Below are 13,208 nucleotides of genomic sequence, written 5' to 3'. Positions count from 1 at the left end.
TTGATTTCTCCGGCTTAATGTGCATGTTCGGCGCTGTCTTTGCCCTGCTCCGCCTTGAGGACGAAGCTACCTTTTGCCGCATACGTAGTACCAGCAGCAAGACCCTTTACGATCTCGGTGTATTTCCCATCGCTGCGGCCGGTCTCCACTGGCTGAGCGAAAAAGCCGCCATCGATGCGGATATACACGGCTGGACTACCTTCAACCGTCTGGATTGCATCGCTGGCCACCGCAACAGGTACTTCGCGCTCATCGGAGGTCAGGTCGACATTGACGAACAGGCCCGGGCGCCAGGCCAGTTTCGGGTTTGCCAGGGTGACTCGCGCTTTGGCCGTGCGTGTCTGTTCTCCAAGCAGCGAACCCACATAGGAAACTACACCAGATGCCTCGGAATCCATCGTGGTTGCCTTGACGAGTGCTTTCGTACCAACGCGCACAGTGCCGAGATCCTTGGCGGGAACGATGATTTCTGCCCATACCGTTGACAGATCCGCAATCGTGAATACGTTCACATCGGCGGCCACAGATTCGCCTAAAGTAATGTGCTTTTCGATGATTGCACCATCGAATGGCGCACGCAGTTCAAAGCGGTTCAATGCACCGGAACTAGCACCAGAGGCACCAATGGCGGCGATTTTTTGAGAAGCGTTCTGAGCAGCTATTTCCGCTTCGCGCAGCCCCTGCTGGGCTTGCAAATAATCCTGCTCTGCGGAAATTTTGCCTTCCCACAATTTTTTCTCGCGGTCGTAGGTCAATTTCGCCATCGCCAAGCGCTTTTGCGCACCAAGCGATTCGCTGCGCATTTCAGACAAAACGGTGCTGGCGATGATTGCTAGAACTTGTCCTTTCTTTACCTGCTGACCAAGGTCGACGGCCACACTTTCAACTACACCTTGCAAACGGGGCACGATGTGTGCAGTACGGTCTTCGTTGAAGCGCACTTCGCCAGCTAGTTGAAAGGCACTATTAATACTCGCCGTACCGGATTTTGCTACCATCACCCCAGCAGTCTTGATTTGAGCATCAGTCAACTCAATTTTGCCTTCCTCGCTTTGCAACTTGATCGGGATCGTGACGCCGCCCTTACGGACAGTAATGAGAGCATCAAAAATATGCGGTTCGGCAATGCTCTCTTTGGCCAGCAAACTATCTTTGTCGACTGCGAATTCAAAGTTCATCACCTGGCCGTCAGCGCGTTTGATTTGCTCGGTCGCAGTGGCGGTAGTCGGCGCAACGGGTTTGCCATTTTCGTAGAGCCATAAGCGATGGCGAGCTTCTCCCTTCTCTTCTGCAAGGATGACTTCAACGGTAGTCGCCCCTTGGACAAACAATTTTCCGCCATGGCTGCCTTTGCCGGCGCCTCCTCCAACGCCTTTCTCTTTTTCATCTGCCTTGGCGGAAGTTTCAGTGTCCGTCCCTTCCGGGGCGCCGCCGGATTTACCAGTAAATAAAATGGCGGCCAACAGCACAGCGCCGATTGCTACGATCGCCATCATCGCGCGCAGCGATTTCTTTTCAATGTTCGGTGTTTTCATTTTGTTTCCTGATATGAGATCGCAGGTGCAATCAAAGTGCCATTCGATTCAACGCGTCCGATAATGCGATCGATGTCGGCGGCGGAGCGATGTGATTCAGCGAGCGCGCGTACATATTGAGTTTTTGCCTGGAAAAGTGTGCGCTGTGCATCAAGGACATCAAGGAAGCTAAATTTTCCGAGTTCAAACCCTTTTGAAGCTGCCTCATATGCACTCAGCGCTCCTGGCAGAATGTCGGTCCGCAAAATTGTCAATTCGGACTGCGCAACACTGAGGCGTGCAGTTGCCTCAGCAACTTCCGCTGACAATCTGTTCTCTACTGCCTTCAGTTCATCTCTGGCTTTGTCTGCTCGGCGCAAGGCTGCGAGGACATTGCCTTGATTACGATCGAAAAGTGGCAACGGAATCGATAGCCCCAAGATGGTGCGACGCGGCCCGACTTGACCAAGTTGTTCGTCACGCTGGGTTCCAACGATCAGATTTACATCAGGAATCCTGCGGCTGCGTTCTACCTTAGTCAACGCCTCTTGGCGATCAACTTCCAGACGTGCCCGGAGAGTCTGTGGGGCTGTCGGAAGGCGATTATTCAATTCATTAGAGGTAGGGATAGCCTGTGCTGGCATTTCAAGTGCGACAACGGAATCAAACTGGGGTGTCTGGCTTCCCCAAGTTGCAGCGAGACGCCGTTTGGACAGCGTCAGATCATTGGCAGCCTGATTGAGTTCGATCTTGCTGCTTGCTTCCGCCACACGAGCCCGGGTTTGCTCTACCGGTGACACCTTGCCTGCCATCACACGCCGCGCCGCTGCATCGCTGACGCGCTGCGCAAGTTGCTGTGATACAAGCGCAAGTTGATAGCCCTCTTGAGCCGCTACGACGTCGAAAAAAGCAGTCACGACGTCAGCGCGCAACGAGGTACGGTACCCGGCCAGATCGGCAGAGGCAATATCCCCTCCGAGGCTCGCTGCCGCCATGCGGGCAGCACGTTTGCCACCCAGCTCCAACGGTTGACTGAATTGTATAGTTCGTGTCCTCTGTTCTTTTTTTAGACCCTCCGAAACAAAGGAAAGCTCAGGGTTAGGTCGGGTACCCGCCTGGATCAATTCGCCAGCGGCGATATCAATATCACGCATGGCTGTCCGGAGCCCAGGGTTGCCCTCAAAGGCGAGTTTGATTGCTTCTGCCAATGTCAATGCAGAAGCGCCTTTATGAGCAGCCGCTGGGGCTGCCGTTGCAACTGACGGTGCTTCCGTCTGTGCAGCCGCTTGCAGCGGAAATGCGAGTACGATAGCAAGCACAAGCGGCAAAAATGATGGTCGCATAGAATTCTCCAAAAAATGAAATGGGAAGAATCCGGCGACGACACGCTCACCTGTAGTGGTGATCTACAAATACGAAGATGTGTATGAGTCGATGTCGCCGGACTAGGCGGCAACATGCCACTGAGGGCGCTCAGGTAATTCAGGATAGGGAGGGGGTAATGCTCGAACTAATAACGGCGGGGAATGAATTGCCGTCAACGGCTCCTCGAAATTGGAAGCCCAAGTGATCATGCCTACCAAGCCATGCGAGCACGATGGGCAGTCAAGATGAACAGCCGATTTCTTTGAACTGGAAGAGGAAGAACCACAGCAAGTATCTTTGGATGTTTTGTGTTCGTGCTGGTGATGCCCAAAATGCAAACTTGCTTTACCGCTCTCATGCAAGCAATATGCGCTCGCAATTCCCCAACTCATCTGGAGAGCGAAAGCGACAGCAAGAATATAGAGGAAGCGTTTGAGCATGACTGATTATAACTGGATATTACTCGGGATGTGATAGAGGGCCGGCCGGGATTGCAGTTTTTTTCGCAAAAACCGACCTAACCAATTGATTTATTTGGTAAATTCGACTTTATAATTCATCGGGGCTACCTCGCGTTCAAGGTCCAGCATATATTCGCCGAATCGGTTGATGTGCCCTTTCCGATATGGCGCTAAGCCGCGAAGCACCTCCTCCGTTAGCACATATCCCTTTGCCTGTATTGTCTTGAGGAGCCGCGTCATCTCATGGACATTGTGCAGGATGACCATGTTCGCAACGAGCTGGTTGTACTTGATAACCTTGCGCTGTTCGTGCCGAACGTTTTCGGCAATGATGCCTTCGCCCCCAAAAAACAACCATTTGATGAAGCCGTTGAATTCCTCGCTCTTGTTGGTTGCTGCATGGATGGTACGACGCAATTCTGCGTCGTTGATGTACTTGAGCAGGAACATTGTCCGATGTACCCTACCGAGCTCGCGGAACGCGTAGTAGAGCTTGTTCTTGCGGCTAGCGGTCCCTAGGCGGCGCAGGATCGTCGATGGCGCAATCTTGCCCGCTTTGATGGAAATAACGACGCGCAGCATGTCCTTCATATGGCGCGCGATCAGTTCCCAGTCGATCGATCCACGGAACAGGCTGCCAATATTGTCATACTGGTCGGCCTTGTCCGCCTTGAAGAACACCAGATCTTTGATATTGCGGATGCGCGGCATCAGGTCGATACCCAGCAGCGAAGCCAGGCCAAAGACAGGCGTGCTTTGGGCCTGGGTATCGCCGTGCAGCGTATCTGGCTGGATGTCCGACTGGTTGTTGATTAGCCCATCGAGGATGTAAACCGCCTCATAGACGCCGCATGGAATAAAGTGACTGAACAACGCGATGTACTTGTCGGACACATGGTAGTAGCCAATGCCGCCGTATCCACCGTAGCGGATATGGTATTCGGAAAGCAGGTTAGCCTCGTAAATGTTCCATTTGGTACCGTCGGCCGACGCGCTCTTTCCCGACCCCCAATAACGTGGCAATGCGAAGCGGTTGTATGCATTGATCACCTTGACGATCGCCTTGTCCAGACGCTGCTCGGTGACATGCTTGAGATTGAGCCAGGCCACCTGCTTGCGGCTCAGTCCCTTGATCGAGCGTGCGGTTTGCGTGGCGCCCAGGTTACAACCATAGCAAAACAACGTAGTGATGAAGCGCTTGCGCGGATCGTCTACTTTGGCCTCGAAGCCGGACAACGGACCGAAGAGTTTATGCAAGTCCAACCATTTTTCAGTCTCGGTCAATACATCAAGGATGCTCACCGGATCCATTTCATTGGTGACCATCTGCTCGATGGCGTCAAGTTCGGGTGGCGGCTTCGGGCGCTCCATGCGACGGATCACAATGCCGCTCTCGTCTATATCGGCAAGGCTATTTTGCGGGAATCGGCTGTCAACGTCGCGCGCTAGACTGCCGAGTTTGTCGCGCAACTGCGCGACAAACGCCGGAGCTTCCACCGACAGCCCTACCAGTTCACCATAGGCTTTCACTTCACGCTCGTATTGCTCCCAGTCCACCAGGTGGTTGCGATAATCATCGTAGTCGCCGCTATGCTCGACGTACAGATCGCCCGACTTGAGTTCATCCATGACTTGCGTCATCACGGCAAGTTCGAAATACTTGCGATGCACGTTCGCTGGGGCATCGGCTGCGACTCGGCCAAAAACCAGCTTGCGCCACTTATCGGACATCCAGTCCAGTGCCAATTCAGGTAGCGCACCTTCTGCCGCTGGCAGTTGTTCCTTGTGGCTGGAGCGATGCTTTTGGATGATGGCGATCGCCGCCAGCAGGCTCTGATCCTGGGAGCTCGATTTCAGACTGAGCGCTTCGAGGCACTTGAAGAGCAGGCTGCGCTTGCCAACATACCCGACCAGCATGAACGGATAATAGTTATTGCCAGCATACGCCATGTGCTCGTCGCATTCAGTGATCCATGCCCCAAGATCCCCGTCGAGGGATTGCTCGACCCTAGCGACGCGCTCCTCGTCGCTGCCCTCGTCGCTCAGGACGGTCAGCACTTCGCGGAACTGTCCGATCAAACGCTCAATCTGTTCGGCGTGCTGCAGGTGATATTGCCGCAACCGTTCCTCGGCACCGTTATGCAAGCTGCGGATGGTCTTGATGAAGATTTCGGCGATATCGTCCATTGCCTTCTGCAACTGGCTTTGAATCAGCAGCACGATGAGGGTGTGGCGCTTGAGTGGCTTGAGCCGCCGCATTTCCGCCACATCCAGGGCACGCGCCTCCAAAACGAGTTGTTCACGCTTGGTTGCGGCGATGGCCTCGGTATTGGGCAGATCCTGCGCCAGCGCGATCATGGTCTCAATGTGGGCCAGGAAATCCGTCACCGCACGCACATTGGGCTGCTTCGGCTCGCGTTTGAGGCTATCCCATATGCGCAGGTTCTTACCCGCAGTGAGCATGTGTTCAAAACGCTCGACCACGCAAGTTGGCAATCCGCCAGCCACCGCCTTATAGATGCCGTCATTGACGCTGGTACGGGAATGGCGAGCCAGCCTGAACAAGTAGGTGAATCCAGGCAGTTCCAGGCGACGCTGGACCAACTCTTCAATCAGGACATTGATAATGTCGGGTAGCTCCTGCTTGGTATGGGCAGCCTGCAGGGCCTGATCTTCCAGCCAGTATTCATCGGACGAGTCCATCACCCGGATCCCCACGTACCCGCGCAGACGGCGCTGGTGTGTTGTCTTGCTACCGGATTGATCGTATTGCGCCAGCGCTCGTTTTGCCGGAACGCGCAGACCGCTATGTTCGCAGATATGCCGCACCACGATAGACGGGATGCTCGACAAAGGGACGAAATAACCGAGCCTTTGCAACAGCATAAGTTGGATCAGCAAAAAAGTACGATGCGATGCTTGGCGATACAGCGTGAAGATATGGTCAATTTGTGCGCGCGAAGGCGTGTAGATCGCCCCGAGCTCCTGCTCAGTGAACTCTTGTTTCAGGCGTGGATAAGCCGTTTCATGGATATTCGTCATTGAAATCAATCGACACCGGTCCAGCGAAGGAATTGCTGGAAATGGTGCATCGATTGCAAGTTTTTTGTCAAGCAATTAAACGTAAAGCATTCCAATCCGGCGACATATGTCTTTGATTGACCTTCCCATTATGGTAATGCGTATAGTGATGATATCTGTCATTCGATCCGTACTTGCTCACGGTCAAGTGACAGCATAGCAATAGCTTGACAGTTGGTTTGATACAACCTAGGCTACGAATATCATCCGTTTAGATAGTTTATGAAGACCTCCCGCACAGTGCGATTGTTCACGGCTCTTGTCGCGATACTTAGCATGCTGTTCATACAGCATGCGGTCGCTTCATACCTATGCCCCGGCGTACCGATGGGAGTCGGTAGTTCCGTTACATCCGCAGGTGTTGGGGTGTCTGCGATGCCCGCGATGACAGACTGCGCCGGCATGGACACTGACCAGTCGACGTTGTGTCAAATTTATGCTGTGGGGGATGCGTCCAGGCAGTCGCTGGACAAGACGCCTGTCGCCGACCACCCATCTTTCGTACCTGTTGTCCTGCTTCTGACGTTAGCTATTTATGACACTCCCGTAGTGTATACAGCCAAACCTCCTTTGCTCATTACCTTGGCGAGGCCAACGGCACCGCCTATCGCTATCCGCCATTGCTGTTTCCGTATTTAACACTCCAGACTGCCTAGATCGCCATCGCCTTGTCGGGTTCGACAAGGCGATGCCTCCCATCGCATTCTGGAGCTGCCATGTCAATCCCGTACACCGTGCATACAAATGCACGCGTCGTCCGCCTTCACCCATTCATGAAGACGGCGTTAACTCTCGCCCTTACTGTTCCGCTGCTTGCCTTCGTTCATGATGCGCGCGCGGCCCCCCAGCCAGTCACCTTCACCGAGGCGCTGCAGCAGGCTGTCGCCCGCTCGCGCCAACTTCATGCGCAGGACCAGGCAACTGTCGCCGCACACGAAATGGCGGTAGCAGTGGCGCAGCGCCCCGATCCCACTCTCAAGGTCGGCATCGATAATGTGCCCTTAAGTGGCACCGATCGCTTTAGTTTGAGCGGGGATTTCATGACGATGCGGCGCATCGGCATTTCGCAGGAACTGACACGCGCCGATAAATTGCGCTGGCGTTCCGCACGTCTTGAGCGCGAAGCCGACAAGGCGCAGGCGCAAAAAGATGTCGCACTCGCCGCGATTCAGCGCGACACGGCGATCTCCTGGCTCAACGTCTACTACATTCGGAAAATGTCAGTAGTTCTGACAGAACAAGTGGTCTTTTCCCGCCAGGAAATTGACGCCGCTACGGCCGCCTATCGGGGCGGGCGTGGCAGCCAGGCCGACGTGCTGGCTGCGCGTTCTGCCTTGTTAACCCTTGAGGACCGAGCCAGTCAGGTCGAACGCGACCTCAATACGGCAAAAAACATGCTGGTGCGTTGGACTGGCAGCAGCGGCGAACTTGCCGATTCCAGCATGCCCGACTTGGGCACCATCCCTCTGGACCCGGTGTTGCTCGACACTGAACTGGCGCACCGCCCGCAGATCATGGTGTTGAATCGGCAGGAAGAAGTCGCCCAGGCCGACGTCAATCTGGCGCAAGCGAATCGGCATCCGGACTGGAGTATCGAGTTCGCATTCCAGCAGCGCGGCGCGGCCTACTCGAACATGGTCTCCGTTGGCCTATCCCTGCCATTACAGTGGGATCGCAAAAACCGGCAGGACCGCGAACTAGGCTCCAAACTCGCCTTGGTCGAACAAGCGAGGAGCGAACGCGACGAACTGCTGCGAGAAGATGCCGCCAACATCCGTGCCTTGCTCATCGAATGGAGGAGTGGCCAAGAACGTAGCGAGCGCTACGCGCTCCAGCTATTGCCCCTTGCCGACAAGCGAAGCCAAGCGGTCCTGGCCTCTTATCGTGGCGGAAAAGCCTCTTTGGCTGAGGTGCTCGCTGCCAGGCGTAACAGTGCGGACATGCACGTTCAGTTGCTGCAGTTGCAGATGAATACAGCCCAGTTCTGGGCACAGCTTCGCTTCCTCTTTCCCGACATCGCAATCACGCAGATTTCCGCAGTACATCGCCAGCAGGAATTCAAATGAACAATAAGAAATTACGCGTCCTAGTACTTGCGGGTGCCCTTGCAGCGGTCGCTTATGCCGGTTACCAGTTTGGTTTACGACAAGCACATCAGACAGTATCTACAGGTGACGTCAAGGCGGTATCCGGCAACGCAGCAGGCGCCGCGAGTGCTGCCAACAAGAAACCATTATATTGGCATGACCCCATGGTGCCGGGCCAGAAGTTTGACAAACCCGGTAAGTCACCGTTCATGGATATGCCGCTGGTGCCCGTCTATGCTGCGGGGGATGGTGAGGACAGTAATGTTACGATTAGCCCGCGGGTCCAGCAAAACCTGGGAGTGCGCACAGCGCTCGTCACATCAGGAAGGATGTCCGCCGGCTTGGTTGCCGTCGGTAACGTTGCCTATAACGAGCGCGACGTGGCACTGGTGCAGGCGCGTAGCGGTGGATTTGTAGAGCGCTTGTATGCGCGTGCCCTGCTCGATCCGGTGGAAAAGGGGCAACCCTTGGCTGACTTGTATGTCCCTGACTGGATCGCGGCACAAGAAGACTATCTGGCAAGCCGTCGTATGCAAGGCAATGAAACAGCATCCCTGGTCGACGCTGCCCGCCAGCGCATGCGGCTAGTTGGTATGAGTGAGGGGCAAATCCGGCTAGTCGAGTCAAGTGGAAAGGTCCATCCTCGCTTGACGGTTTCAGCACCCATCAGCGGTGTGATCGCAGAGCTTGGCGCCCGCGAAGGAATGACCGTCTCCGCTGGTGCGCCGCTGTTTCGCATCAATGGACTTGCGACAGTATGGGTCAACGCGGAGGTTCCCGAAAGCGTGGCGGCCAAGGTTCGCCCTGGTGACGCCGTCGAAGCGCAGGTACAGGCGCTACCCGGAACTATTTTCAAGGGCAAGGTGGGTGCCATTTTGCCGGAAGTTAATGCCGCGACGCGAACCCTGAAAGCCCGTGTGGAGCTGGCTAACCCCGGCGCTCAGTTGTTGCCCGGTATGTTTGCTACTCTGACCTTCGCGTCAAACAGTGGCACCGATGTTTTGCAGGTGCCGTCGGAGGCAGTCATCCAGACGGGTACGCGCAGCGTTGTCATGCTTGCCCAGGAGGGCGGCAAGTTTATGCCCGTCGATGTGGAGGTCGGCAGCGAAGGCAGTGGTCTCACCGAAATTCGCAAGGGCCTATCCGCTGGTCAGAAAGTGGTCGTCTCGGCGCAGTTCTTGATCGATTCCGAGGCCAGCCTGAAGGGAACGACGACACGCATGAGCGATACGCAGTCCCCTGACGCAGACAAGGCACTTCCGCGCCACCATGGGGTAGGCAAGGTCGAACAGATCGGCAAGGATGAAATCACCATTTCGCATGGCCCTATCACGTCGCTGCAGTGGGGGGCGATGACGATGGGTTTCAAAGTGTCTTCCACGGGCTTGCAGCGCAATATTGGCATAGGTGACCGAGTCGCCTTCGACATCCAGCAAGGCGAGGATGGCAGCTTTGAGATCGTGGCCATTGCGCCGACCTCCGGTGCGCCGAAACCCGAAAATAAACCCATGGGTGGCATGAAAGCACCCGCGGGAGTGGCGAAATGATCACAAAACTGATCCGCTGGTCTATCAGCAACCGTTTTCTGGTCTTGTTGGCGACTGTATTCATTACGGTCTGGGGCATTTGGTCGCTGGCGCGCACGCCGCTCGATGCCATTCCCGACCTGTCGGACGTGCAGGTTATTATCCGCACCAGCTATCCGGGGCAAGCGCCGCAAATCGTCGAGAACCAGGTCACGTATCCACTGACCACCACCATGCTGTCGGTGCCGGGTGCCAAGACGGTGCGCGGATACTCGTTTTTCGGTGACTCCTTCGTCTACATTCTGTTTGAAGACGGTACCGATCCGTACTGGGCGCGTTCACGGGTGTTGGAATATCTGAACCAGGTGCAGTCACGCCTGCCACCGCAGGCAAAAACCGCGCTCGGACCAGATGCGACCGGCGTCGGCTGGGTCTATGAATATGCGCTGGTCGACCGTAGCGGCAAGACCGATTTGTCGCAATTGCGCGCCTTGCAGGACTGGTTTCTCAAGTATGAGTTGAAAGCGGTGCCCAACGTCTCGGAAGTGGCCAGCATTGGCGGCATGGTGCGTCAGTACCAGATCGTGCTCGATCCAGACAAGATGCGCGCCTTTAACATCCCACATGGCAAAATTATCGATGCCGTGCAGAAAGCCAACCAGGAAACGGGCGGTTCCGTGCTGGAATTGGGCGAGGCCGAATACATGGTACGGGCCTCTGGTTATCTGAAGTCGCTTGACGACTTCCGCAAGATTCCGTTGATGACGACTGACGCTGGCGTATCGGTCCGGCTGGGCGATGTCGCGCGCATCCAGATCGGGCCAGAGATGCGGCGCGGGATTGCCGATTTGAATGGTGAGGGCGAAGTTGCTGGCGGCGTGATCATCATGCGTTCCGGGAAAAATGCGCTGGAAACCATCGATGCCGTCAAGGTCAAGCTGGAAAAGCTAAAAGCGAGCCTTCCGCCCGGCGTCGAGATCATCCCCACCTACGACCGATCGAACCTGATCAAGCGCGCTGTGACCAACCTGAAAGAAAAGCTGATCGAGGAATTCATTGTCGTCGCTGTGGTCTGTGCGCTGTTCCTGTTTCACTTGCGCTCGGCGCTGGTGGCCATCATCACGCTGCCGATCGGCATCCTGATCGCCTTTATCGTCATGTACTACCAGGGAGTCAACGCCAATATCATGTCGCTGGGCGGTATCGCCATTGCTGTAGGCGCGATGGTCGATGCCGCCGTGGTGATGATCGAGAATGCCCATAAGCATATTGAAGCCTGGAATCATGCCCATCCAGGTAAACAGCTAAAGGGTCATGAGCATTGGCGCGTCATTGGCGACGCTGCTGTTGAGGTTGGACCAGCACTGTTCTTTTCGCTTTTGATCATCGTTCTCTCGTTTATTCCCGTGTTCACTCTGGAAGCGCAAGAGGGCCGTCTGTTTTCGCCGCTGGCCTTTACCAAGACGTATGCGATGGCGGCGGCGGCTGGACTGGCGGTGACGCTGATTCCCATTTTAATGGGCTATCTGATCCGCGGCCGGATTCCCGATGAGCAAAAGAATCCCCTCAATCGTTTCCTGGTCGCGCTATACCGCCCCTTGCTCGATGTCGTACTGCGTTTTCCAAAGCTGACTTTGCTGGCGGCAGCACTGGTAGCAGCCATCACGATCTGGCCCATGACCCGGCTCGGCGGCGAATTCATGCCGCCATTGGATGAAGGCGATGTGCTGTACATGCCGTCGGCGTTGCCCGGTCTGTCGGCCGGCAAGGTCGCGCAGTTGTTGCAGCAGACTGACCGGCTGATTAAAACGGTACCAGAGGTACAAAGCGTCTTCGGCAAGGCCGGTCGAGCCGAGAGCGCCACTGATCCGGCGCCGCTGGAAATGTTCGAAACCATGATCCATTTCAAGCCGCGCGATCAGTGGCGCCCTGGCATGACGCCGGAAAAATTGATACAGGAACTGGACCGCACCGTCAAGGTGCCTGGGCTGTCCAACATCTGGGTGCCGCCGATCCGCAACCGGATTGACATGCTGGCCACCGGCATAAAAAGCCCGGTCGGCGTCAAGGTCGCAGGCGTTAGCTTGCAGGAAATTGACCGCATCACTGGTGAGATAGAACGCGCAGTCAAGAAGGTGCCGGGTGTCTCCTCAGCGCTGGCCGAGCGCCTGAACGGCGGACGGTACATCGACGTCAACATCGATCGCGACGCGGCCGCCCGCTATGGCTTGAATATAGCAGACGTGCAAAGCGTGGTGTCGGCGGCGATCGGCGGCGACAATATCGGTGAAACTGTTGAAGGATTGCAGCGTTTCCCGATTAATGTGCGCTATCCACGCGAGGTGCGCGACTCAATTGAGAAACTGCGCCAGCTACCGGTGCTGACAGAGCGGGGGGCGCAAATCCGGCTGGGTGATGTCGCCGCGATCCGCATCGACGACGGCCCACCGATGCTCAAGAGTGAAAATGCCCGGCTGTCAGGCTGGGTGTATGTCGATATTCGCGATCGCGACTTGAGTTCGACTGTGTATGACATGAAGCAAGTCGTCGCCAGGGAAGTCAAATTGCCGGCGGGTTACTCCATTGCATGGTCGGGGCAGTTCGAATATCTAGAGCGTGCCACTGAAAAACTCAAAATCGTCGTGCCAGCGACCTTGCTTATTATCTTCGTGCTGCTTTATTTGACCTTCAAGCGCTTCGATGAAGCGGCCTTGATCATGGCAACGCTGCCGTTTGCGCTGGCCGGCGGCATTTGGCTACTGTGGTTGCTCGACTATCACCTGTCAGTCGCCGGCGGCGTCGGCTTCATCGCGTTGGCTGGCGTCTCGGCCGAATTCGGCGTAATCATGCTGCTTTATTTAAAGCATGCCTGGGATGAACGTCTGGCGAATGGTAACGCTAGTGAAACCGATCTGCTCGATGCAATTCGTGAAGGGGCGGTCTTGCGCGTGAGGCCCAAGGCAATGACGGTGGCGGTCATTATCGCCGGCCTGGTGCCGATTATGCTGGGCACCGGCACCGGGTCGGAGGTCATGCAGCGCATCGCCGCGCCGATGGTTGGCGGCATGATTACCGCGCCGTTGTTGTCCATGTTTGTGGTCCCTGCGGTTTATCTGCTGCTTCGTCGGCGTCAGATCCGTGCCGCCGGCTCGGCAGCAGCAGAGGAGAATTAGC

General features: G+C 55.9%; 6 protein-coding genes. 3 read left to right on the top strand and 3 right to left on the bottom strand.

What is annotated here, in order from left to right:
• Positions 1 to 14: 14 nt before the first annotated feature.
• The 3 genes from JAB8_RS07245 to JAB8_RS07235 all read right to left on the bottom strand — a co-directional run bounded on the left by JAB8_RS07245 (position 15) and on the right by JAB8_RS07235 (position 6,382).
• On the bottom strand, positions 15 to 1,535 hold the full coding sequence (locus JAB8_RS07245; RefSeq protein ID WP_070289055.1) for an efflux RND transporter periplasmic adaptor subunit: 1,521 nt from the start codon (positions 1,533 to 1,535) through the stop codon (positions 15 to 17).
• Positions 1,532 to 2,857 carry a TolC family protein gene (locus JAB8_RS28015; protein WP_071654388.1) on the bottom strand — a complete coding sequence of 442 codons (1,326 nt, stop codon included), beginning with the start codon at positions 2,855 to 2,857 and terminating at the stop codon, positions 1,532 to 1,534. The genes JAB8_RS07245 and JAB8_RS28015 overlap by 4 nt, the downstream gene beginning before the upstream one ends.
• Before the next feature lie 552 nt (positions 2,858 to 3,409).
• Positions 3,410 to 6,382, bottom strand: coding sequence for a Tn3 family transposase (locus JAB8_RS07235; protein WP_070289053.1), 2,973 nt, complete (start codon positions 6,380 to 6,382; stop codon positions 3,410 to 3,412).
• A 755-nt stretch (positions 6,383 to 7,137) separates the two neighbouring features.
• Here JAB8_RS07235 and JAB8_RS07230 point away from each other — a divergent pair.
• The 3 genes from JAB8_RS07230 to JAB8_RS07220 are packed head-to-tail and all read left to right on the top strand — an operon-like array spanning position 7,138 to position 13,207.
• A complete protein-coding gene (locus JAB8_RS07230; protein ID WP_232731429.1) occupies positions 7,138 to 8,487 on the top strand; it encodes a TolC family protein in 1,350 nt (449 codons plus the stop codon).
• Positions 8,484 to 10,055, top strand: coding sequence for an efflux RND transporter periplasmic adaptor subunit (locus tag JAB8_RS07225; RefSeq protein ID WP_070289051.1), 1,572 nt, complete (start codon positions 8,484 to 8,486; stop codon positions 10,053 to 10,055). The genes JAB8_RS07230 and JAB8_RS07225 overlap by 4 nt, the downstream gene beginning before the upstream one ends.
• The gene (locus tag JAB8_RS07220; RefSeq protein WP_070289050.1) at positions 10,052 to 13,207 is read left to right on the top strand and encodes an efflux RND transporter permease subunit; all 3,156 of its coding nucleotides are present in this window, start codon (positions 10,052 to 10,054) and stop codon (positions 13,205 to 13,207) included. Before JAB8_RS07225 ends, JAB8_RS07220 begins: the two co-directional genes overlap by 4 nt.
• Position 13,208: the final 1 nt, after the last annotated feature.

Source organism: Janthinobacterium sp. HH106, from assembly GCF_001758725.1.
GTDB lineage: Bacteria > Pseudomonadota > Gammaproteobacteria > Burkholderiales > Burkholderiaceae_D > Janthinobacterium.
The sequence above is the reverse complement of the archived record's forward strand: the minus strand, read 5'-3'. Positions and strand labels throughout refer to the sequence as shown.